General features: G+C 70.1%; 15 protein-coding genes and 3 pseudogenes. 6 read left to right on the forward strand and 12 right to left on the reverse strand.

Annotation, left to right across the window (positions count from 1 at the left end; translation table 11 throughout):
• Positions 1–14: 14 nt before the first annotated feature.
• Complete coding sequence (gndA, locus tag AB0F82_RS01620; protein WP_356815441.1) at positions 15–1,460, forward strand: NADP-dependent phosphogluconate dehydrogenase; 1,446 nt, start codon at positions 15–17, stop codon at positions 1,458–1,460.
• A gap of 343 nt (positions 1,461–1,803) precedes the next feature.
• Here gndA and AB0F82_RS01625 read toward each other — a convergent pair whose 3' ends face one another.
• The 6 genes and pseudogenes from AB0F82_RS01625 to AB0F82_RS01650 form a co-directional block, all read right to left on the reverse strand.
• A complete protein-coding gene (locus tag AB0F82_RS01625) occupies positions 1,804–2,442 on the reverse strand; it encodes an aspartate/glutamate racemase family protein (protein ID WP_362622594.1) in 639 nt (212 codons plus the stop codon).
• Entirely contained in the window at positions 2,436–2,795 is a 360-nt protein-coding gene (locus AB0F82_RS01630) for a GNAT family N-acetyltransferase (RefSeq protein ID WP_362622597.1), read from the reverse strand. The genes AB0F82_RS01625 and AB0F82_RS01630 overlap by 7 nt, the downstream gene beginning before the upstream one ends.
• A gap of 16 nt (positions 2,796–2,811) precedes the next feature.
• Complete coding sequence (gene panD / locus AB0F82_RS01635) at positions 2,812–3,231, reverse strand: aspartate 1-decarboxylase (protein WP_356811811.1); 420 nt, start codon at positions 3,229–3,231, stop codon at positions 2,812–2,814.
• 256 nt (positions 3,232–3,487) lie between these two features.
• Positions 3,488–3,693, reverse strand: a pseudogene (locus tag AB0F82_RS01640) (tyrosine-type recombinase/integrase); the annotation flags it as partial.
• Between the two features lie 203 nt (positions 3,694–3,896).
• On the reverse strand, positions 3,897–6,269 hold the full coding sequence (locus AB0F82_RS01645) for a non-reducing end alpha-L-arabinofuranosidase family hydrolase (protein WP_362622600.1): 2,373 nt from the start codon (positions 6,267–6,269) through the stop codon (positions 3,897–3,899).
• 479 nt (positions 6,270–6,748) lie between these two features.
• The gene (locus tag AB0F82_RS01650) at positions 6,749–8,308 is read right to left on the reverse strand and encodes a sigma-70 family RNA polymerase sigma factor (RefSeq protein ID WP_362622602.1); all 1,560 of its coding nucleotides are present in this window, start codon (positions 8,306–8,308) and stop codon (positions 6,749–6,751) included.
• Positions 8,309–8,809: 501 nt separating this feature from the next.
• Here AB0F82_RS01650 and AB0F82_RS01655 point away from each other — a divergent pair.
• From AB0F82_RS01655 to AB0F82_RS01660, 3 genes and pseudogenes are all read left to right on the forward strand, one after another.
• Entirely contained in the window at positions 8,810–11,434 is a 2,625-nt protein-coding gene (locus AB0F82_RS01655; protein ID WP_362622604.1) for an RICIN domain-containing protein, read from the forward strand.
• Positions 11,435–11,560: 126 nt separating this feature from the next.
• A pseudogene (locus tag AB0F82_RS38625) lies at positions 11,561–11,617 on the forward strand (hypothetical protein); the annotation flags it as partial.
• Positions 11,618–11,695: 78 nt separating this feature from the next.
• Positions 11,696–12,019 (forward strand): annotated as a pseudogene (locus AB0F82_RS01660) (RICIN domain-containing protein); the annotation flags it as partial.
• A gap of 39 nt (positions 12,020–12,058) precedes the next feature.
• Here AB0F82_RS01660 and araD read toward each other — a convergent pair.
• On the reverse strand, positions 12,059–12,796 hold the full coding sequence (araD, locus tag AB0F82_RS01665) for an L-ribulose-5-phosphate 4-epimerase AraD (protein ID WP_362622607.1): 738 nt from the start codon (positions 12,794–12,796) through the stop codon (positions 12,059–12,061).
• A 317-nt stretch (positions 12,797–13,113) separates the two neighbouring features.
• Between araD and AB0F82_RS01670 the strand changes: the two genes are divergently transcribed.
• Entirely contained in the window at positions 13,114–14,190 is a 1,077-nt protein-coding gene (locus AB0F82_RS01670; protein WP_436842007.1) for a LacI family DNA-binding transcriptional regulator, read from the forward strand.
• A 146-nt stretch (positions 14,191–14,336) separates the two neighbouring features.
• On the opposite strand, the gene AB0F82_RS01675 is transcribed toward AB0F82_RS01670, so the two are convergent.
• The 5 genes from AB0F82_RS01675 to AB0F82_RS01695 all read right to left on the reverse strand — a co-directional run bounded on the left by AB0F82_RS01675 (position 14,337) and on the right by AB0F82_RS01695 (position 20,335).
• On the reverse strand, positions 14,337–15,461 hold the full coding sequence (locus tag AB0F82_RS01675) for an aldose epimerase family protein (RefSeq protein WP_362622613.1): 1,125 nt from the start codon (positions 15,459–15,461) through the stop codon (positions 14,337–14,339).
• 87 nt (positions 15,462–15,548) lie between these two features.
• Positions 15,549–16,571 (reverse strand): galactofuranose ABC transporter, permease protein YjfF, encoded by a 1,023-nt coding sequence (gene yjfF, locus AB0F82_RS01680; protein ID WP_362622616.1) that lies wholly within the window; start codon positions 16,569–16,571, stop codon positions 15,549–15,551.
• Entirely contained in the window at positions 16,568–17,668 is a 1,101-nt protein-coding gene (locus AB0F82_RS01685; RefSeq protein ID WP_356811803.1) for an ABC transporter permease, read from the reverse strand. Before AB0F82_RS01685 ends, yjfF begins: the two co-directional genes overlap by 4 nt.
• Entirely contained in the window at positions 17,665–19,224 is a 1,560-nt protein-coding gene (locus AB0F82_RS01690) for a sugar ABC transporter ATP-binding protein (protein ID WP_362622620.1), read from the reverse strand. Before AB0F82_RS01690 ends, AB0F82_RS01685 begins: the two co-directional genes overlap by 4 nt.
• A 112-nt stretch (positions 19,225–19,336) precedes the next feature.
• Positions 19,337–20,335 (reverse strand): ABC transporter substrate-binding protein, encoded by a 999-nt coding sequence (locus tag AB0F82_RS01695; RefSeq protein WP_356811801.1) that lies wholly within the window; start codon positions 20,333–20,335, stop codon positions 19,337–19,339.
• Positions 20,336–20,777: 442 nt separating this feature from the next.
• Between AB0F82_RS01695 and araB the strand changes: the two genes are divergently transcribed.
• Positions 20,778–22,472 carry a ribulokinase gene (araB, locus tag AB0F82_RS01700; RefSeq protein ID WP_362622623.1) on the forward strand — a complete coding sequence of 565 codons (1,695 nt, stop codon included), beginning with the start codon at positions 20,778–20,780 and terminating at the stop codon, positions 22,470–22,472.
• Positions 22,473–22,499 lie beyond the last annotated feature (27 nt).

Raw genomic sequence — 22,499 nt, forward strand, 5'->3', positions numbered from 1 at the left:
GCAGGAGCGCACAGATGAGCACCAGCACGGCCCGGATCGGCGTCACCGGCCTCGCAGTCATGGGCAGCAACCTCGCCCGCAACTTCGCCCGCAACGGATTCACCGTGGCCGTCCACAACCGCACCACCGCCAGGACGACGGCGCTGGTGGAGGAGTTCGGCCACGAGGGCGCGTTCGTGGCCGCCGAGTCGGCCAAGGAGTTCGTCGACGCGCTGGAGCGCCCCCGCCGCATCGTCATCATGGTGAAGGCCGGGGAGCCGACCGACGCCGTGATCCGCGAGTTCGCCCCTCTCCTGGAGGAGGGCGACGTCATCATCGACGGCGGGAACGCGCACTTCGAGGACACCCGGCGGCGCGAGCGGGAACTGCGGGAGCGGGGCATCCACTTCGTGGGCGTGGGCATCTCGGGAGGCGAGGAGGGCGCGCTGCTCGGGCCGAGCATCATGCCGGGCGGCTCGAAGGAGTCGTACGCGTCCCTCGGCCCGCTGCTGGAGAAGATCGCGGCGAAGGCCGCCGACGGCACGCCGTGCACCTCGCACGTGGGGCCCGACGGCGCCGGACACTTCGTCAAGATGGTGCACAACGGCATCGAATACGCCGACATGCAGCTCATCGCCGAGGCCTACCACCTGCTGCGCGAGGTCGCCGGGTTCACCCCCGCGAAGATCGCGGAGACCTTCCGGGACTGGAACCGGGGCCGTCTGGACTCGTACCTGATCGAGATCACGGCGGAGGTGCTCGCCCACACCGACGCCGCGACCGGGCAGGCGTTCGTCGACGTCGTGGCCGACGCCGCCGAGCAGAAGGGCACCGGCCGCTGGACCGTGCAGATCGCCCTGGACCTGGGGGTGCCGGTGTCGGGAATCGCCGAGGCCGTGTTCGCCCGCGCCGTCTCGGGCCACGCGGACCTGCGGACGGCCGCCCGCGGACTCGCGGGGCCGACCGCGGCGGCGCTGTCGCCGGAGGCGGCGGAGGCGTTCGCCGCGCAGGTGGAGGAGGCGCTGTACGCGTCGAAGATCGTCTCGTACACGCAGGGGTTCCACCAGATCCGGGCCGGCAGCGAGGAGTACGGCTGGAACGTGGACCTGGGCGCGGTCGCCTCCCTGTGGCGCGGCGGCTGCATCATCCGGGCGGCGTTCCTCGACCGGATCCGCGCGGCCTTCGACGCCAGGCCGGACCTGCCGAGCCTGCTGGCGGACGAGCGCTTCGCCGAGGAGATCGGCGCGGCGCAGGAGGGCTGGCGTTCCGTGGTCTCGGCGGCGGTGGGCGCGGGCATCCCGGTACCGGCCTTCGCGGCCTCACTGGCGTACTACGACGCGCTGCGCGCGGAGCGGCTCCCGGCGGCCCTCACCCAGGGCCAGCGGGACTTCTTCGGGGCGCACACCTACCGGCGGACCGACCGCGAGGGCTCGTTCCACACCCTCTGGAGCGGCGACCGCTCCGAGGTCCGCACGGACTGAACGCCGCCCGAGGGCTGTCCGCAAAGTAGCGTCGGCCGCCCGGAGGGCGTGCACCCCAGACCCCGCCGCGCCGTCCTTCGGGCGGCCGACGCTACTTCGACACTCCCTAGCTCCAGGGCCCGGGCTGGGGCACCGGCGCGGGCCCCGGCGGCGGAGGCACCGGGTCGGGCTCCGGGACGGGGCCGGGCACGGGCGGCACGGGGCGCGGGATCGGCTCGGGCTCCGGGAACGGGGTGGGCGCCGGCTGCGGATCGGGCTCGGGGGCCGGCGGCTGCGTCGCTTCGAGTTTTCGCACCATGTACGGCACTTTCCCGCGATTGCGTCCCGTACGCCCCGGGACTCCCTACGCTTCGGCCGTCAGGGCGAGCGCGGCCGCCAGACCCGGCGCGGGACTGGACAGCACGGGGGTGGCGGTCGTGGCCAGCGTGGCGGCGCCCGCCATGGAGACCTGCGCGAGGACGATGACGTCCGCACCGGTGACGGCGTCGGCGGCCTCGGCCACCTGGGAGAGGTAGCGGGCGGTGTCCCCCGCCTCGAAGCTCTCCCAGGCGCCGGGGACGAGGTGCGTGACGACCGACACCGCCCGCCCGCCCGCCTCCTCTGCGAGCAGTTCCACGGTCGGTGACAGCGTGGATGCGAGGGCGGCGAGGACGGCGATGCGGGGGCCGGTGCGCACGGCCGCGGCCGCCATCGGCCGGTCCACGCGCAGCACCGGGGCGCCGAGGGCCGGGGCGAGTGCCTCGGCGGTCGCCCCGATCGTGGAGCAGGTGACCAGCACGGGGCCCGGCCCGGCCGCGCCGAGCAGCTCCCGCAGGGCGGGGGCCACGGCGCGCGGCCCGTCCGCGCGGGCCCGGTCCAGCAGCTGCGGCACCACCAGGTGCCGCAGGACGGCGCCCGGGTGGTGCCGCTCGCCCAGCGCGTCGAAGACGGGGACGTGCACGGGCGAGGTGTGCAGCAGGGTCAGGCCGGGGACCGTCACCACCGGTCGGAGTCGGCGGCCAGCTGCGCCTTCGCCGCCGCCACGACCTCGGTCGGCGCGTCGGGCGCCTCGTCGGGGTGTTTGGCGGCCCAGCTCGCCGCGTACGGGCAGAGCGGGACCACGGGCACGCCCTCGGTCTCGGCGAGTCCGTAGAAGGTCCTCACCAGCCCTCCGGCGATGCCCCGGCCCTCGTGGCCCGGCTCGACGACCGTGTGTACCGCCACCAGGGCGTGGGGCGGCCGGTCGAGCACGAAGTAGGCGATGCACCCGACGGCCTGCCCGTCCTCGACGGCGAGCAGCCGCCCGGCCTCCCGCTCGTCCTGGAACTCGATCGGCGTGTCCGGGCTCTGCGGCATGGTCCCCGGCTCCTTCTCAGACGGCCACGGCGTGGGGGCTGCGCCGCTGGTCCGTGCCCGGTACCGGTGCGGAGGCGTCGGAGCCCAGTTCGACGATCCGGTTGTCCGCGTCGACGTGCACGACGCGCGGCTTCAGCGTCCGGGCCTCGGCGTCCTCGACCTGTGCGTAGCTGATGAGGATGACGAGATCGCCGGGGTGCACGAGGTGCGCGGCGGCGCCGTTGATCCCGATCACGCCGGATCCGCGCTCGCCCTCGATCACGTAGGTCTCCAGCCGCGCACCGTTGGTGATGTCCACGATGTGGACGAGCTCCCCGGGGAGCAGGTCGGCGGCGTCCAGCAGGTCGGCGTCAACGGTCACGGACCCGACATAGTGCAAGTCGGCCTGGGTGACGGTGGCCCGGTGGATCTTGGACTTGAACATGGTACGAAGCATGAAATACTCCCGATATGTCTGCTCCCTGCCTGCTTCGCGCAGGTCAAGGGCGGTCCTGGCAGCCTACAACCGTTCGCAGGTTCGGTCAGCTTTTCCCAGGTCTTTCAGGACTCACGCTGACCGATTGCCGGCCCTCTGCTTCGACGGCAGCGTGGGATCAGCGCCTCTGGGCCTGCTGGTCGCGGAGTGCACAGGCGCCGCAGACCGGGGCGCGAGCAGCGCAGCACCAGTGACCTGAGTCAGCACGCCTGTGCACGGCCTTCCGTACGCGAATGGTCATGGCATCGAGGTCCACGTCCTTCCGCCGCAGCTCGCCTGCCGCTCTGGACGCATCGGGCCGTGGGCGCCGAGGAAGCCCCTCAGCCGCCACCGGATGCCGATCGCCTCGGCCCGCGCATCGACCTGCGTCACCGTCGCGATCTCCCGCTCCGGAGCAGCCTCTTCCCCGGCGCCCCTGACCCGGCGCCGGTGTCCGCGGTGGCGTCGTAGTGCTTCGGTCCGTACCCACGATGAAAGTCCACGAAAGAGAGGAACCCCAGCCGACGCACGGCTGGGGTTCCTCGAGGTGGTGAGTATCGGTCAGCAGGTGGAGTTGCCCGTGCCTAAACCGCTCGTCTCCGCACTGGCAGGCCGCCCCGAATCGCGATCACCGTGGATCGGGCAGGTCAGCGCTGCAGAGTGAGGACGCCCGGCCGGTATGGCAGTTGGTCGTAGGGGCCGCCCGCGGTGGGGGACTTGCCCTGGTAGAGGAACTGCAGGTTGCAGGGGTCGATGGTCATGGTCTGGTCGGGGTTGTTGCGGACCAGGTCACCGTGGCTGATGTCGTTGGTCCAGGTGGCACCGCTGTTGGCCTTGCCCGCGAAGGGGTTGCTCTCGCTGGCGGCCTGTGGGGTCCACGAACCGCTCAGGCTGGAGGCCGTGAACGAGCGGAAGTAGCGCCCGTTCGCACCCTTCGCCTCGACGATCATGAGGTACTGGTTCTGGCCCTGAACCTTGTAGACCTGCGGCGCCTCGAACAGGTTGCTCTCCGAGTCGCTCATGATCGTCGTGTAGGACGAGCCGAAGTTGCCCGGGAAGTTCCCGATCGGCATGCTCGCCCGGTAGATCTTGCCGTTGTCACCGGCGAAGAACAGGTACATGTTCTGGCCGTCAGCGATCAGGGTCTGGTCGATCGGGCCGGTGGGGGAGTCGGTGCGGGGGATGCTGCCGGTGAACAGCGGCTGCGGAGCGGACCAGCCGTTGGGGTTGGTGGGGTCGCTCGACGTGCGGTAGATGAAGGGCCACTGACCCCATTGGTAGGCGAGGACCCAGATCTTCTTGGGCGCGAAGTAGAACAGCGTGGGAGCCACCGCGGGCTGGCTCATCGCCTTCTGCCCGGCGGACCCCATGTCCGACCAGTTCGTGAAGGGACTGAACGTCATCGAGCCGTACGACGATCCCGACGTGTTCGACGCGTAGACCAGGTGCTTGCCGTTGTACACCACGTTGGTGAAGTCCTTCAGCGAGCCCCACCCGTTCGCCGGCTGCGCCAACGCACCCGTCGACGTCCACCGGTAGGTCGACGGAAGAGCGCACGTGCCGCCCGGCGGCGCGGGCGTCGTCGGGCTCGACGTCCCGGACAGGCCGGTCCACTTCTGGTTGGTGCCGGACCAGCAGGAGTGCAGCTGGATCTTGGTGCGGTTGGCGGTGGCCGCGCCGACGGCGTCGAGGCACAGCCCGGACTGGACGCCGGCGATCGTGCCGTTGGTGTTGATGTTCCACTGCTGGCCGGCGCCGCCGTTGCAGTCTCCGATGACCACCGCGGTGCCGTTGCCGGTGCCGTTGGCCATGGCCTCCAGGCACTTGTTGCCGTAGATCATCAGCTGCTTGCCGGAGGTGTGGGTCCAGCGCTGGTTCGTCTGTCCGTTGCAGTCCCACAGCTGCGCCTGGGTGCCGTTGGCGGTGGTGAAGCCGTTGATGTCGATACAACGACCGGAGGCGACGCCCTTGATCGCCCCGGTACTGGTCCCGCCGGTGGTACCGGTGGCGGCCTTGAAGGCGTTCATGACGGCGGTGTGGGCGGCCTTGGGGTCGCCGTTGTTGTCGAACAGCAGGGGGCTTTCGCCGCTGCGCCAGGAGTCGCTGTCACGGATGCCCCAGACCGTGATGCCGGTACACCGGGCCACGGACAGGCAGGCCTTGACCGTGTTGGCGTAGTGGGTGGCCGACGCCCGGGCGATGTCCAGCTCGGTGATCTGGACGTCAACGCCCAGGGCGGCGAAGTTGGACAAGGTGGTCTGGAAGCTGGACGGCGGGCCGTCGGTGCCGAAGTGGCTCTGGAACCCGACGCAGTCGATCGGCACGCCGCGGGACTTGAAGTCCTTGACCATGCTGTAGACGCCCTGGGTCTTGGCGTCCGACCAGTTCTCGATGTTGTAGTCGTTGTAGCAGAGCTTGGCCGAGGAGTCGGCCGCCCGGGCGGTGCGGAACGCTTCCTCGATGAAGCCGTTGCCCAGCACGTTCTGGAACACGGAGCTGCGGTGCTGGGTGGAGCCGTCGGCGAACGCCTCGTTGACCACGTCCCAGGCGTAGATCTTGCCCTTGTAGTGGTTCATCAACGTGGTGATGTGGTTGTTCATCACGCTGCGCAGCGTGTTCGCGTCGCTGATGGAGCTGACCCAGGACGGGAGCTGCGAGTGCCAGACGGGGGTGTGGCCGCGCAGGCGCTGGCCGTGCGCCGTGGCATGGTTGACGATCTTGTCGGCGGGGCCGAAGTTGAAATTGCCGCGGGACGGTTCGATGGCGTCCCACTTCATCTCGTTCTCCGGGGTGATCATGTTGAACTCCCGGTCCGAGATCGCGGTGTACTTCGAGTCGCCGAGCCTCCCGGCGGCCACAGCGGTGCCGAAGTACCTGCCCGACGGGGCCGCCTGCGTACCCAGGTTCGCGGCTCCGGCCGAGCTGGGGAGGAGCGTCACGACACCGGCTACCAGCGCCGTGGCCGACAGTCCCATCGTCAGTGTCCGGCGACGCCGGCCGAGCCGGTGCAGGCCCTTCATGATTCTCCTCGGGGGTCGCGGGTCACCCTGGGTGCCGTCATCGTGCGCGCATCGGCCGGTGCGGCCTGATCCGCCGCGGGGTGGGTGCAGTGCAGGACGTGGCGCCGTTCCTGCGTACCGGTCGCCCGGGGTTCGTGGGTGTGTCGCGTCATGGGAGGGGCTTTCTTCAGGAGATACGTCAACGGAAGAGTCGGGGAACCTGCCACGCCGGCACGCATGGTGAGCGGCGGGAAAGCGCCCCACGATATGGAGGCCTCCGAACTCGCGGTCTCGTAACAAAAAAGTCGCGCTGTCCGGACGATTGCTCGGTGATGCATCTCGCAGGCAAAAAGCGTTATGCCCGGCCGCGCGGTCTGGTCGTCCCTGTGGGAAGGGCGCGCTGCCCTGATCACCGGCTCACTGCCGGGGTGGAGAACTGCGTGGTGCAGGATCGTGGAGCAGGATCACCGGCTGTCACTGCGCGACTCGGTCCCCCGTGCTCAAAGAGGGGTGGCCCAGGCCCTGCGCACGATGAAGGAAGCCTGGCCGGCGAAGGCCCGAGTGCCGTCGGAGCCATCGAGCCAGATGCCACCGTCGCGGTGGCGGAGGACCGATCCGGGATAGTTGTGCGCGTGCAGGGTTACCGACCCTGCGACCGCTCCGGGTTGCGGACAGAAGGTGGCGTCTTCACGGAACAGTTCGCTGCCGTCGTTGGTGCTCAGCCGTAGCCGCAGGTCTCGATGGCGCAGATAGCGGCCGTCGGCTGCGCGGAAGGTGACGCACCGTGTGTCGGCCAGCCCCTGGATGACCACGAAGGTGACCCGCTGCCGTGTCTGCGCGCTGCTGGACGCGGAGACTCGGCCGAGCATCGCGAAGTCGTCGGCATAGGTGAGGTACAGAGCGGGGTCGTCCACGGACTCCAGCGACTGTGCGCCCAGCGGAACAGCGGCTGGTACGGCGGACGGACTCGCCGGGGACGGTCCGCCCGGCGTGGTGGTGCGCGACGGGACCGGCGTGGGACGGCCGACGGTGGGAGCGGCGATGACTCCGGGCTCCCGATGCGCCGGTTCGGGCCAGGTCGCGTAGGTGGCGGTCCCGGCGATGAGCACCGCGCCGGTGGCGAGGCTCACCAGCGGTTGAGCGGTCACCGCGTGGAGTTTGCCGATCAGCGCGCTGTGCAGACTGCTTCCCGCCGTCGCCGTGCCGGCGGCGACGTGTGCCGTGGCCAGCCCGGCGGCGCTCGCGGCCGTGCCCGACAGCAGGCCCTTGGCGGCCAGCGCCGCGATGAGTCCGGCCGGGACGGTCAGCGTCGCGAGGCTGAGGAGCAGCAGTTCGGCCGGAACCCGTTCTGTCGTCGTCGCCGTGCAGACCGGGCAGTCGCGGGTGTGCCGCGCGATCCGCTTGCGCCACACCGATGCAGGGAGACCGTCCCAGCCGACGACGGTCTCGTCCAACTGCCGACAGCGCGGGTCGGCCTCCAGCGCGGCGACGATCGTCCGGCTCAGTTCCAGCTGCTCGCGCATGCGTTGCAGGCGTACTCCGACGTGGGGAACAGTGAGCCCCGTCGCGGCGGCGATGTCGTCACGACTCAGCGAGCCGGCGCATTCCTGCCACCACAGCGACAGGAGCACCCGATGGTCCGGGTCGAGCCACCGGCCGGCTTCGACAACCTGGCGGCGCTGGTCCGACGCATGCAGACGCAGGATCGTCACGTCCTCGAGTTCGGCGCCGGCGTCCGGTATCTGGAGTGCCTCGTCGATGACCGTGGTCCGGCCGGCGAAGGCGCGTTGCCGCTGCCAGTGGGTATTGATCTGGCGGAGCGTGATCGACACCAGCCAGGACCGGAAGCTCTCCGGGGCCCGCAGGGCAGGCAGGTCGCGCACCACGCGCAGCAGGGTTTCCTGGACGACGTCGTCGACGTCGTCATGTCCGCTCAGCGCTCGTCCGACGATGTTGTAGAGCAACGGCAGGTACGCGGCGATCAGCTCCTCGCGCGCCCGATCGTCACCAGCCTGCGCCGCGACGACCAGCCCCGCGTGGTCCGCATCCATGAGCCCCATTCCCACCTCCCTCAGGGGAGCGATCCGCCGAGCACGGCGCCACACCCTAGTGTCGGCAAGGGTATGCGGCCAAAGCCTGTGCCTTGGGTCACTGGAACGGCCGCGCCCAATTGGAGGGCCCGGTACCGCGCGTGTGGGCTTGTCGGTGGTGTTCCATGGCCGACTCCCACAGATCATCCGGGTGCGTTCGGGCAGCCGGCGGCCAACTCCTGGCCCGCACCGGTGAGACGGTCAGGGTACCGGGGGTGACGTCCCTGTTCCCGCCGCCGGTCCACCCGGGTTGACGTCGGGCGCAGACCCGGGCAGCAGGACCGCGGTCAGCCAAGCCCGCTCGGCAACGAGTGCTCTGATCAACGCCTACCGCACCACGAGGTGACCTGAAAAAAGTTCCCGGCTCAAGGCAACCCTTTGCGGGGCCTGTGACCACAAGGAGTCGGACCCGGCCGTTGCGGTCGCTGGATCCACCATTCCCTCTGGTGGCATGCAAGGAGAACACCCCCCATGAAGAACCCCACGAACGGCGGGCGCCGCGGGCGTCACCGCCGGCGCTGGACCGCGACCGGTCTGCTGCTCGGCGTGCCCGCCGTCCTCGTGCCGTACCTCCTGTTCGTGCAGGAGGACTCGCAGGCCGCGACGGTCGACGGCAATGCCTACTACAGGCTGATTTCCGTACGCAGCGGGAAGGTCATTGACGTCAACGCCTTCTCGACCGCCGATGGCACCCGCATCCAGCAGTGGACCGACCAGAACACCGCCAACCAGCAGTGGAGGCTGAGACCCACCAGGGACGGCTACTACGAGCTGGTGAACCGCAACAGCGGCAAAGTGCTGGGCATAGCGGGCAATTCGACTGCCCAGACGGCCGCCGCCGAGCAGCAGACCGACAGCTCCTCCGCCTCCCAGGAGTGGCGGATCGACGATGTGAGTGGTTCCGACGCCGTCACCTTCACCTCCCGCGGGAGCGGCCAGGTCCTGGACGTCTCCGGAGGCTCCACGGCCGACGGCGCGGGAGTCATCCAGTATCCCGGCAAGGGCAGCACCAACCAGCAGTGGAAGCTGGTGAAAACGGCCGGGACCCAGGCGGTCGGCGCCGGACTGTACACGTGGAACAACGCGCAGGTGGTGGGCGGCGGTTACGTCACCGGGCTGGTGTTCAACCCGCGCGAGAAGGGTCTGCTGTACGCGCGCACCGACATGGGCGGCGCCTACCGCTGGGACGTCGCGGCCGAGCAGTGGCTCCCGCTGACCGACTGGCTCGGCGAGAAGGACTGGAACCTTCTGGGCATCGATTCGCTGGCCACCGACCCCGTCGACCCCGCGCGGCTCTACCTCGCGACGGGCACCTACACCAACGACTGGGCGGGCAACGGCGCGATCCTGCGCTCCACGGACCGGGGCCGCACCTTCCAGCGCACCGACCTGCCCTTCAAGCTGGGCGCCAACGAGGACGGCCGCGGGGCGGGCGAACGGCTGGCGATCAACCCCGCACAGAACGGCACCCTGCTGCTGGGCACCCGCAAGAACGGCCTGTGGCGCAGCACCGACCACGGCGTGACATGGAGCCAGGTCTCCTCTTTCCCCGTCAAGGACGGCGCGAGCAGCGGCGCGGGCATTTCCTTCGTGACGTACGGCCCGGCCGGAAGCAAGTCGATCTATGTCGGGGTCGCCGACAAGTCCGCCTCCCTGTACCGCTCCACCGACGGCGGCAGCACCTGGCAGGCCGTCTCCGGGCAGCCCACCGGCCAGATGCCGCAGCACGGCGTGTTCTCCGGTGACGGCTCGCTGTACCTGACGTACGCCAACACCGTCGGACCCAACGGCGCGACGGCGGGTTCGGTCTGGAAGTACACGCCGGCGGGCGGGGCGTGGAAGAACGTCTCCCCGTCCAGCGGCAGCTACGGGTTCTCCGGTCTGGCCGTCGACCCGCAGAAGCCGTCCACGGTGATGGTCACCACCCTCGACCGCTGGTGGCCCGAGGACGAGCTCTACCGGAGCACCGACGGCGGCACGACCTGGAAGGCGCAGGCCGCGAAGTCGGCGAGGAGCGCCTCCGCCGCTCCTTATGTCGGTACCGGCATCGGGCACTGGATGACTGCCCTGGCCATCGATCCCTTCGACTCCGGGCACGTGCTGTACGGCACCGGCAGCGGCATCTGGCGCAGCAAGGACGCCACCGCCACCGACAGCGGCGGCACCAGCCACTGGACCGCGGGGGCCCGCGGGCTGGAGGAGACCGCGCTGATGGACGTGATCGCCCCGCCCGACGGCGCCACCGTCATCAGCGCCATGGGCGACCTGGGCGGTTTCCGCCACGACTCCCTTACCAGGGTGCCCGCAGGGCGGCTGGACAATCCGATGATGATCACCAGCACCGACATCGACTTCGCCCAGTCCAACCCCTCGGTGATGGTCCGCGTCGGCCGTGGCGGCGCGCAGGACGGCGCCTACTCCACCGACGGTGGCAGCAGCTGGAACGGCTTCAAGGCAGAGCCGGTGGGCAGCGCCGACAGCGGCCACATCGCGCTCGCGGCGGACGGCTCCAGCATCGTCTGGACCCAGGCCGGCCAGGCCCCGTACCGCTCGACCGACAAGGGGGCGAGCTGGTCGAAGGTCAGCGGCCTGGGCGCCGGCGCCGTGGTCGTCGCCGACCGCTCCTCGGCCAAGACCTTCTACTCACTGGCCGGCGGCACGCTCTACGCCAGCACCGACGGCGGCGCGACCTTCACAGCCCGCGCCGCCAACCTGCCCGCCGGCCGGCTCACGGCCGTCCCCGGCATCGCCGGGGATCTGTGGATCAGCGACGGTGCCAGGGGGCTGCTGCACTCCACCGACGGCGGCCGCAGCTTCACCACGCTCCAAACGGTGCGGTCCGCCTCCGCCCTCGGCTTCGGTAAGGCCGCGCCGGGCGGCGCCTACCAGACCCTGTACCTGATCGGTACCGTCAAGGACGTCACCGGAGTCTTCCGCTCCACCGACAAGGGCGCCACCTGGCTCCGCGTCAACGACGACGCCCACCAGTGGGGCAGCATCGGCGGCGTCGGCGTCATCGCCGGCGACCCCGACACCTACGGCCGCGTCTATGTCGGCACCAACGGACGCGGCCTCCAGTACGGCGACCCGTCCTGACCCCACCGCCCGAGCGGTGCCGCAGGCACGCAACGGCCTGCGGCACCGCCATGGCTCAGCGACCTCGCCTCGTCCTGCACGAGATCCTGTGGCTGTGCGGACGATGCGCGTGCCGAGGCGGCGACGGTGGACCGCGACGCCTGGTACGTCCTGGTCAATCGCAACCGCGGCAGGGCGCTGGACGTCTATGGCGTGTCCACCGCCGACGGCGCGCTGGTCAGCCAGTGGGTGGACGCGCAACGACGGAGCCAACCAGCAGTGGCTGTCGCGGTCGTCTCCGGCGGCCAGATCAGCGGGTGCAGCGGCGGCACCCAGCCCATCGCCTGCTTCGGAATCCACGGCATCAGCGACTCCGTCCTCAACAGCGCGCAAGGCCGGTCCCCGCGCGACGGACTCGTCAGCAACAACGGCTGCGCTTCCCAGAGCCCGCGCGAGCCCGCGCGGGCAGCCTGACGCACGTCACCACCACCTACTCGGGCTGCCGCGCCCGGGTACCCGGTCCAATGGGCCGCGTTCGACGGAGGCCACATGCCCGGTCCGGTCGACGGCTCCCCCAACGAGAGCGGCGTCGCGACCTGGACCAAGGTCCGCAATGTGCGCGCGGCGCCGAGGCGGTGCCCGGCCTCAGGCGCCCGGGGAGTGCAGGGTGTTGCCGTAATAGGCGTCCGGTCCGTGCTTACGGGTGAAGTGCCGCTCCAGCAGATGCCTCGGTGGTTCGGAGGCGTCCCCGAGTCGGGACCCCAGCGCCAGCGTGTGCAGCGCCATCTCCGCAACGGCCTCGCAGACGATGGCGTTCTCCAGCGCGGCCTTCGCGGTGGATCCCCAGGTGAAGGGGCCGTGTCGTGAGACGAGCGCTCCGGGGACCTCGTCGGCCCGACGGGGGTCGCCGTCGAGCCGGGCCACGATCACCTGTCCGGTGTTGTACTCGTAGTCCTGCGCGCACTGCTCGGCGGTGAGGTCCGCCGTCACGGGGACGGGCCCGTTGAAGGTGTCGGCGTGTGTCGTGCCGAGGACGGGGATCGGGCGGCGTGCCTGGGCGAAGGCGACGGCGTGCGCCGAGTGCGTGTGGGTGACGCCGCCGATGGAGGGGAAGGCCCGGTAGAGGCACCGATGGGTTTCCGTGTCGGTGGACGGCCTGAGGTGCCCGTCGACGACCCGCCCGTCCTCCAGTGCCACCACCACCAGGTCCTCCTCCGTGAGGTCGGCGTAGGAGACCCCGGACGGCTTGATGACGAAGACGCCGGCGTCTCGGTCCACTCCGCTGACGTTTCCCCAGGTGAGGGTGGCCAGACCGGCCTCCGGAATGCGCAGGTTGGCTGCGAGGACCTCGCGACGGAGGTCCTTGAGGATGGTCTCGCTCACTACGCTCTCACCGTCTCTCCGACATGCGCGGCGGCTTCTTGGGACCGGCGCCCGGCAGGCCCCGCAGTCGCGCATGAGTGGGCTGGACTGATCGGGGGCCGCGCTAGGCATCGCGGCTGCGCGAACGCAGCCACCCCTTCAAATTGTGAGCGCTAACAGCCAGGAATCTCAAGAGTTGCGTGAATCTTCCTGCCCACAGCATGTTGTCACCGCTGCATAATGTGAGCGCCAACATCGATACCCGTCGGCATTCTCCCGGTCGGTCCGAGATGTGTGCGGGCCGCGGCTGGTTCGGTACCTTGAGGGAAGGCCGCTCGATGAGGAAAGGAAGAGAGTTGACCCAGCTCCCAGACGTCTCGCGAGCGCCCACGATGACGGACGTCGCGCGCGTCGCCGGCGTGTCCCATCAGACCGTTTCACGGGTGCTCAGCGATCACCCGAACGTCAGCGCCAAGACCCGGGCCGCAGTGACCCAGGTCATCGAGCAGCTGGGGTACCGCCGCAACTCGGCAGCCCGGGCTCTGGCCACTCGCCGGACCCACACGCTGGGCGTCATCGCGGTGAACACCACTCTGCACGGGCCCGCCAGCACCGTGGCGGGAGTGCAAGAGGCGGCTCGGGACCGCGGCTACCTGACGTCCGCCGTCACGCTTCGGACCGCCACGCAGACAGCCCTCGCCGAAGCCATGCAACACCTCGCCGGGTGGGGCGTGGAGGGGATCGTCGCCGTCACTCCCCAACGCGCCGCGGTGCGGGCCCTGGCGGCATTGGAAGCACCGTGCCCGGTGGTCACCGTGGAAGGCGGACACACCCTGGACCTGCCAGGGGTGTCGCTGGACCAGAACCTCGGCGCTCGCATGATCACGGAGCATCTTCTCGCGTCGGGCCATGCCACCGTGTGGCATGTCGCAGGCCCTCCCGACTGGCTCGAGAGCGAGGCCCGCACACAGGGGTGGGAGGACGCACTACGAGATGCCGGCGCCGAGGTGCCGCCCCTGCTGCGCGGCGACTGGAGTCCGCTGTCGGGATACCAGGCCGGCCAGCAGCTCGCGGGTCGGGTCCTGGCGTCACGAGGGCGGGGAGCGGGCCTCACCGCGGTGTTCGTCGCCAACGACCAGATGGCCCTCGGTGTCCTGCGGGCCTTGCGGGAAGCGGGCCTGCGCACGCCGGAGGACGTGGCGGTCGCCGGCTTCGACGACATCCCCGAGGCGGAGTTCTTCGCGCCCCCGCTGACGACGATCCGTCAGGACTTCGCCTCGATCGGCCGGGACAGCATCGGGCTGCTCCTGGACCACATCGAAGGCCGTACCGACGAGTCGACGCACCTGGTGGTGGCGCCCGAGCTCATCGTGCGCGCCAGTACGGCCCGCAGGAGCGCTCCCCCCAGCGCATGACCCCGCCCGGGGGTTTCCCCTTCCCCGTGGCAAGCCGGGCCCCCGGCACCGATGGCACGTCGTACGAGGAAGGTGCCGCGGGCGCGAAAGCCGCCGTCCGGTGCCCCTGCGGCACCGGACAGTGGATACGGCCGGCGCCGCCCCTCTCAGGCGGTGGCCGTGGTGAAACTGTGGATCGTGGTGGACCGGTACAGCTCACCCGGGCGCAGGAGGACCGTCGGGTAGTCGGGGCGGTTCGGGGAGTCGGGGAAGTGCTGGGTTTCCAGCGCGACCCCCGCGTAGGCACGGTACGGCCTGCCTCCCTTGCCCGTGATGTCACCGGTCAGGCCTTGGGCGGTGTAGACCTGGATGCCCGGTTCCGTGGTGCGCACGTCCATGCGGCGGCCGGATGCGGGGGCGTACAACACGGCGGCCTTCCGAGGACGGGCTCGCCGGGCGCCGTCGAGGACCCAGTTGTGGTCGAAGCCACCTCCGGCGAGAGCCAGTTGCGCATCCGTATGGGTCAGGACGTCGGAGAGCCGCCGGTGCCGGCGAAGGTCGAACGGCGTGCCGCTGACCGGGCGGTGAGGGCCGTCGGGGATCAGGGCGGCGTCGACGGGGGTGTAGAAGGGGGCCTCTACCTGGAGGTGGTGGGACAGGACGTTGCCGCGCCCCTCTCCCTCGAGGTTCCAGTAGGTGTGGTTGGTGAGGTTGACAATCGTCGGCGCGTCGGCGACCGCCTGGTACGACAGGGTCAGGTTGTCGTCCCGGTCCAGCGCGTAGGTGACGCGGACGTCCAGGGCACCGGGGAATCCCTGGTCGCCGTCGGGGCTGTGCAGGAACAGGCCGACACCGGTGCGGTGCGTGGAGTGGAAGGGTTCGCACCGCCACACGCGCTGGTCGAACCCGTCGGGACCGCCGTGCAGCGTGTGCCCGTTCTCCTGGGTGGCCAGCCGGTGGGTGACGCCGTCCACGACGAGCCGGCCGCGCGCGATGCGGTTGGCGTAACGGCCCACCGTCGCACCGAAGTAGCGCGCGGAGCCCTCGAAGGCGGCGGGGTCGCGGGCGGCGAGCACCACATCGGCAGTGCGGCCCCAGCGGTCCGGCAGGATCAGGGAATGCAGGCGGGCGCCGCGCGAGAGGACCTCCGCGCGGGCCCGGCCGGGGAAGCCGAACCGCCACCTCTCCCCCGTTCCTTCATCGGCCGTGCGGAGGGGACGGCCCGTTCGCGGACCGGTGGCAGTCCGCCTGGGCCCAGCGGCCTGGTCTGCGGATTCATTTACGTGTTCCATGGCAGTGTTCCCAAGCTGTGATCGCGGCACTCGAACGCGGCGGCACGGACTGATGGCTGCTGGGCTGATGGGCAGCGGAGCCGGGGGTCAGTCGGCGGCAGGGCGGCGTCCACTCATCAGACGTTGCAGCACGATGAACACGAGCAGCAGGGCACCGATGACGATCCGGGTCCACCAAGAACTGAGCGTGCCCTGGAAGTTGACGACCGTCTGGATCATTCCGAGGACGAGCACGCCGAGGGCGGTGCCCAGGACGAAGCCGGAACCTCCTGTCAGCAGCGTGCCGCCGATCACGGTGGCGGCGATCGCGTCGAGTTCCATGCCCATGGCGTGGAGGGCGTAGCCGGAGAGCATGTAGAAGGTCAGCAGCAGGCCGCCGAGTGCGGAGCACAGGCCGCTGACGGCGTATACGGCGATCTTGGTGGAGCCCACCGGAAGACCCATCAGGCGTGCGGAGGACTCATTGCCGCCCAGCGCGTACACGTTGCGGCCGAAGCGCGTGTGGTGCAGTACGACGAAGGCGGTCACCAGCACGGCCAGGGCGATGACCACCGGGATCGAGACGAACAGCCCTCCCGGGCCGTACAGCCGGGTCTGCGCGATGGCCGCCGTGGCGGGGTCGCTGATCGTGATGGATTCGGTGCTGATCGTGTAGCAGAGCCCGCGGGCGAGGAACATGCCGGCCAGGGTGACGATGAACGGCTGGATCTCGAAGGTGTGGATGATCCAGCCCATGAGCGTCCCGCTCGCGGCGCCGACCAGCAGGACCAGTGGAATGACGGTGGCCAGGGGCCAGCCGTGTGACTCGACCAGCCAGGCGGTGAGCATGGTCGACAGGGCCACCATGGAGCCGACGGACAGATCGATGCCGCCGGTGAGGATGACGAAGGTTGCCCCGACCGCGACGACCAGGAGGAATCCGTTGTCGATCAGCAGGTTCAGCACGACTTGCGCGGAGAGGAAGCCCTCGTAGCGCACCGATCCGACGCTGAACATGACGACCAGCAGGACGGCCGTGACGATCAGGGGGATACGGGTGCGGGTGCGCGGGGACACGGTCGCGAAGGGGCGGGTGAGTTGCGTGGCGGCGCTCGCGATGCCGGTACTCATGCGCGTACCTCCTGCTGCTGCGGGGCGGCACCCGCCGTGGTGTGGGATCGGGGAGTCGTTGTCCTGCGGCGGCGCAGGACCTTGGCCCGGAAGACCGGGGACTGCACGAGGCAGACGACGATGACGACGAAGGCCTTGAAGACGAGGGTGGTCTCGGGTGGGACGCCGAGGGTGTAGACGGTGGTGGACAGCGTCTGGATGATCAGGGCGCCCAGGACGGTGCCGCCGAGGGAGAAGCGTCCTCCGGTCAGGGCGGTGCCGCCGACGACGACGGCGAGGATCGCGTCGAGTTCGATCCACAGGCCGGCGTTGTTGCCGTCGGCGCTGGAGACGTTGGAACTGATCATCAGCCCGGCGATGGCGGCGCACAACGCGCTGAAGACGTAGACCAGGGCGAGCAGACCGCCGGCGCGGATGCCGACCAGGCGGCTGGCGGCGGGGTTGCCGCCTACGGACTCGATCAGCATGCCGAGTGCGCTGCGACGGGTGACGAAAGCAGTGAGCGCAACGAGGGCGGTCGCCAGGAGGACGGCGAACGGGAGGGTCAGCCAGTAGCCGCCTCCGATCATCTTGTAGGGGGCGCTGGTCACCGTGGTGATCTGGCCGTCGGTGATCAGCTGGGCGACGCCGCGGCCCGCGACCATGAGGATCAAGGTGGCCACGATGGGCTGCACCCCCAGCCCGGACACGAGGAACCCGTTGGCGAGGCCCAGTACGAGGGCGACGCCGAGCGCGAGGGCGACGGCCGTGAGCATGGTGGCGACGCCGCCGGGATGTGCGGCGGTGGAGATGTGCCCACAGGCGACGGCACCGGCGATGGCGACGGTGGAACCCACCGAGAGGTCGATGCCGCGGGTGGCGATGACGAGGGTCATGCCGAGCGCCACCAGGGTGAGGGGCGCGCCGAACTGGAGGATGTCGATGAGGCTGCCGTAGAGGTGGCCGTCGCGTACGCGGACGGAGAAGAAGTCGTGGTGGAACGCAAGGTTGCCGAGGAGCAGAGCGAACAGAATGAGCGTTGGCCACATCAGGCGGTGCCCGGCCAGTCGTCTCCCGATTCCGCCGACCGCCTTGGACTGGTCAGGCTGGGTGGTCATGAGTCCGCTCCGGTGGCGATGGTCGTGAGGATGCGTTCGGGCGTGACGGTGTCGTCGTTCGTGAGGGTGGCCACCATGCGGTGGTCGCGGAGTACGGCGATGCGGTGGCTCAGGCGCAGGACCTCTTCGAGTTCCGCCGAGATGAACAGAACGGCCGTGTCTTCGCTCGCCAGGCGGGCCACGAGTTTCTGGATCTCCGCCTTCGCACCGATGTCGATGCCCCGGGTGGGTTCGTCGAGGATCAAGAGCCGTGGTGCCGTCAGCAGCCACCGCGCGAGGAGGACTTTCTGCTGGTTGCCTCCGCTGAGGTGGCGTACCTGTGCTTCGGGGTCGGCGGGGCGGATGTGCAGGGCTTCGATCCAGTGTCGTGCCAGTTCGTCCTGTTTCGCACGGGACAGCGGCCTGGTCCAGCCGCGGCCGGCCTGCAACGCGAGGATGATGTTCTCGCGGACCGTGAGCTCGCCCACCAGTCCCTCGGACTTGCGGTTCTCGGAGCAGAAGGCGATGCCTCGGGCGATGGCCTGGCGGGGGGTGCGCAGGAGGACCTTCCTGCCCTCGATGCTGACCTCTCCGGCGTCCGCGCTGTCCGCGCCGAACAGGAGGCGGGCGACCTCGGTGCGGCCCGAGCCCAGGAGGCCGGCCAGTCCGATGACCTCGCCGGCGTGGATGTCGAGGTCGTACGGTTCGATCGAGCCGGTACGGGTCAGTTGGCGGGCCCGCAGGAACGGCTCGCCGGCCTCCCGTTCGGCCGCTTCCTCGCGGGCACGGTCGGACAGCTGGTCGAGGGTGGCGAGTTCTCCGCCGATCATGCGCTGGACGAGCGTCACCGAGGTGAGTTCGCCGATGGCGTACTCACCTTCCAGGCGGCCGTTGCGCAGGATGGTGACGCGGTCGCAGAGGTCGAATACCTGGTCGAGGAAGTGCGTGACGAACAGGATGGCCACCCCGCGGTCCCGCAGGCGCCGTACCAGGGTGAAGAGTTGGGCGACCTCCTCTCGGTCCAGGCTGGAGGTGGGTTCGTCCAGCACGAGCACCTTCGCCGAGACGTCCACCGCCCGGACGATGGCGACCAGCTGCTGCACCGCCAGGGAGTGCGAACCGAGCAGACTGGTGACGTCCAGGTCGAGGTCCAGTTCCGTCAGCAGCTCAGCCGCCCGCTGCCGCATCGCGGACCAGTGGACGAGACCGAACCGGCGCGGTTCGCGCCCGATGAGGATGTTCTCGGCGACCGAGATGTTCGGGCAGAGGTTGACCTCCTGGTAGACGGTGCTGATTCCGGCCTGCTGCGCCTGGAGGGGGTCCGCGAACGTGTGGGGCCGGCCGTCGACGAGGATGGTGCCGCCGTCGGCGGGGTGGACACCGGTGAGCACCTTGATCAAGGTGGACTTCCCGGCGCCGTTCTCGCCCATCAGGGCGTGCACCTCACCGGGGAAGAGCCGCAGGGCGACTCCGTCGAGGGCGAGCACGCCCGGGAACTGCTTGTGGATGTCCTGGGCTTCCAGGACCGGCCGCGGGCCGCCGGCGTCCGTGGGCCGCGGGGTGGACGGGGATGCCATCCGCCCTCCTCTCATGGGTGGGGTGGTGGAGCGAGCTCCGGTGCCAGGCGTCGCGGGCCCGCGAGATCCGAAAGAGACGGGCCGGGCCTTCTGCGGCACCGGAACCTGCGCGTCAGTAGTTCCGGGACGGCAGGGCGGCCGCGGCCTTGTCCTGCGGGAAGACGCCCTCCTGGGTCTCGACCCGGGTCGGCACGCTCTCTCCCGCCGCGACCTTCTTGGCCAGCTCCATCAGCTGGTCGCCGAGCAGCGGGTTGCACTCCACCACGACGTTGATCTTGCCCTCGGTCATCGCGACGAAGGCGTCCTTGATTCCGTCCACCGAGATCACCTTGATGTCCGTACCGGGCTTCTTGCCGGACTCCTCGATGGCCTGGATGGCGCCGAGGGCCATGTCGTCGTTGTGGGCGTAGAGGACGTCGATGTCCTTCTGGGACTTCAGGAACGCCTGCATGACCTCCTTGCCCTTGGCACGGGTGAAGTCGCCCGACTGCGAGGCAACGATCTTGAATTTGCCGTCGGTACGGATGACGTCGGCGAAGCCGGCCTTGCGGTCGTTGGCGGGCGCGGAGCCCGTGGTGCCCTGGAGCTCGACGATGTTGACCGGGCCCTGTTCGTTCGCGTACGCGCTGGTCAGCCACTCGCCCGCGGACTTGCCCTCCTTGACGAAGTCCGAGCCCAGGAAGGTCTTGTAGAGGGAGGTGTCCTTGGTGTCCACGGCGCGGTCGGTGAGGATGACCGGGATGCCCGCGTCCTTGGCCTCCTTCAGCACCGTGTCCCAACCGGACTCCACGACCGGCGAGAAGGCGATCACGTCGACCTTCTGCTGGATGAAGGTGCGGATCGCCTTGATCTGGTTCTCCTGCTTCTGCTGCGCGTCGGAGAACTTGAGTTCGATCCCGGCCTTCTTCGCCGCCTCCTGGACCGACTTGGTGTTGGCGGTACGCCAACCGCTCTCGGCGCCGACCTGGGCGAAGCCCATGGTGATCGCGCCGCCGGAGTCCGCCTTGGCCCCGGAGGCCGGGCCGGAGGCGGGGCCCTCGGTCGAGCAGGCGGTCAACGCCGAGGAGGCGAGAAGGGTGGCGGTGAGGACGAGAGCTGCTCTGCGAGCCATGACGGGTGTCCTTTCAGGGTGTACGGAAGAGGCTCCGCACGGCGGGAGCCGGACTCGACCCCATAGGAACCCGGGGGCGCCGTCGCATTGTGAGCGCTAACAAGGCGCGTTCTCAACCCCCTTGCGCGCGTTACCTGTCCGTTACCGCGTCGGGTGCGGCAACGAGGCGGGCCCCATCTTTTCGCGACGCCTCGGCCCCGGCCGCATCGCCCGGATGAGTCTTCATCCCCGACATGTCGACGGCAGATCCGCTCGGGCACCCGGCAGAAACGGAGACCGTTGCGCCAGAGGAGTTCGCGTACGACCCACGCAGAGCTCTTGCCTATCGACATTGTTAGCGCTCACACTACGGTGGACCGCCCGGCCGACCGCCAGGATTGCGGGCGGCAACTCCACCTGCCGGGCCGCCTGCCGCCCCACGGCGCCTTCGAAAGGCACTCTGTTGACGTCACCCCATCCCCTCGCGCCCACCCCGCATTCCGAGGAATCGGAGCAGTACACGGTCGGCGTCGACTTCGGCACGCTGTCGGGCCGCGCCGTGGTGGTGCGGGTTCGCGACGGTCAGGAGCTGGCCGCGGCGGTCCATGCCTACCGGCACGGCGTCATCGACCGGCACCTGCCGCACGGCGGTGCGCAACTGCCTCCGGACTGGGCCCTGCAACACCCCCAGGACTGGCGGGACGTACTGCGTCACGCCGTCCCGGAGGCCATGGCGGCGGCCGGGGTCGATCCCGCCGCGGTGATCGGTATCGCCACCGACTTCACCGCCTGCACCGTCCTGCCCACGCTGGCCGACGGGACTCCCCTCTCCGAGACCGAGCTCGCCGCACGGCCGCACGCGTGGCCCAAGCTGTGGAAGCACCACGCGGCCCAGTCGCATGCCGACCGCATCAACGAACTCGCCCACGCCCGCGGGGAGAAATGGATCGCCCGCTACGGCGGCCGGATCTCCGCGGAGTGGCAGTTCGCGAAGGCCCTCCAGGTCCTGGAGGAGGATCCGCTCGTCTACGAAACCTGCGCGCGGTGGATCGAGGCCGCCGACTGGATCGTGTGGCAGCTCACCGGAACCGAGTCCCGCAACGCCTGCACCGCCGGATACAAGGGCATCCACCAGGACGGCGCCTACCCGAGCGAGGAGTACCTGGCCGCGCTGAACCCCCGGTTCGCCGACTTCGCACGCACCCGCCTCGCGTTCCCCCTCTCCGCGCTGGGCTCACGAGTGGGCTCGCTCAGTTCCGAGGCAGCAGCGTGGACAGGGCTGCGCCCCGGCATCGCCGTGGCCGCGGGCAACGTCGACGCCCATGTCACCGCAGCGGCGGCCCAGGCCGTCGAGGACGGTCAACTGCTCGCCATCATGGGCACCTCCACCTGCCACGTCGTGAACGCTCCCGTCCTCGCCGGTGTCCCCGGCATCTGCGGTGTCGTCAACGGCGGGATCGTCGAGGGAACCTACGGTTACGAGGCCGGCCAGAGCGCGGTCGGCGACATCTTCGCCTGGGTGCTGGACCAAGGCGTCCCGTCGGACTACCTCGCCGAGGCCGCCGAGCGCGGCGAGGACCTGCACAGCCTGCTGACCCGGAAGGCTGCCGGCCAGCCGGTCGGCGGCCACGGACTGGTCGCCCTCGACTGGCTGAACGGCAACCGTTCGGTCCTCGTCGACCACCACCTCTCCGGAGTCATCGTGGGGCTCACCCTCGCGACCCGCCCCGAGGACGTCTACCGCGCGCTGCTCGAAGCCACCGCGTTCGGCACGCGCGTCATCGTGGAGGCCCTGGAGGCGGGCGGCGTACCGGTCCACGAGTTCATCGTCGCCGGAGGACTGGCCAAGAACGAGCTGCTGATGCAGATCTACTCCGATGTGCTGCGCCGCCCCGTCTCCCTGGCCGCGTCCGACCAGGGCCCCGCCCTCGGGTCGGCCATCCACGCCGCCGTAGCCGCCGGCGCGCACCCCGACGTGCGCACGGCCACCGCCGCCATGGGCCGCCGTCGTCCTGCCGTCTACACGCCCGACGCCTCCCGGGCCGACGCCTACGACGCCCTCTTCGCCGAGTACCGGCTCCTGCACGACCACTTCGCCGTCGGCGGCCTGCTGCACCGCCTGAGGAACATCCGCGACACGGCTCACACCGCGGGCTGACCCCGCACGCTGGCCGTTCCCGCTTCC

Source organism: Streptomyces virginiae, from assembly GCF_040638905.1.
GTDB lineage: Bacteria > Actinomycetota > Actinomycetes > Streptomycetales > Streptomycetaceae > Streptomyces > Streptomyces virginiae_B.

Coding starts and splice junctions, on each gene's coding strand:
- AB0F82_RS01690 (WP_362622620.1), bottom strand. CDS start 19,224: ATGGCATCCCCGTCCACCCCGCGGCCCACGGACGCCGGCGGCCCGCGG.
- AB0F82_RS01695 (WP_356811801.1), bottom strand. CDS start 20,335: ATGGCTCGCAGAGCAGCTCTCGTCCTCACCGCCACCCTTCTCGCCTCC.
- gndA (WP_356815441.1), top strand. CDS start 15: ATGAGCACCAGCACGGCCCGGATCGGCGTCACCGGCCTCGCAGTCATG.
- AB0F82_RS01685 (WP_356811803.1), bottom strand. CDS start 17,668: ATGACCACCCAGCCTGACCAGTCCAAGGCGGTCGGCGGAATCGGGAGA.
- AB0F82_RS01655 (WP_362622604.1), top strand. CDS start 8,810: ATGAAGAACCCCACGAACGGCGGGCGCCGCGGGCGTCACCGCCGGCGC.
- panD (WP_356811811.1), bottom strand. CDS start 3,231: ATGCTTCGTACCATGTTCAAGTCCAAGATCCACCGGGCCACCGTCACC.
- AB0F82_RS01675 (WP_362622613.1), bottom strand. CDS start 15,461: ATGGAACACGTAAATGAATCCGCAGACCAGGCCGCTGGGCCCAGGCGG.
- AB0F82_RS01630 (WP_362622597.1), bottom strand. CDS start 2,795: ATGCCGCAGAGCCCGGACACGCCGATCGAGTTCCAGGACGAGCGGGAG.
- yjfF (WP_362622616.1), bottom strand. CDS start 16,571: ATGAGTACCGGCATCGCGAGCGCCGCCACGCAACTCACCCGCCCCTTC.
- AB0F82_RS01670 (WP_436842007.1), top strand. CDS start 13,114: ATGAGGAAAGGAAGAGAGTTGACCCAGCTCCCAGACGTCTCGCGAGCG.
- AB0F82_RS01645 (WP_362622600.1), bottom strand. CDS start 6,269: ATGAAGGGCCTGCACCGGCTCGGCCGGCGTCGCCGGACACTGACGATG.
- AB0F82_RS01650 (WP_362622602.1), bottom strand. CDS start 8,308: ATGGGGCTCATGGATGCGGACCACGCGGGGCTGGTCGTCGCGGCGCAG.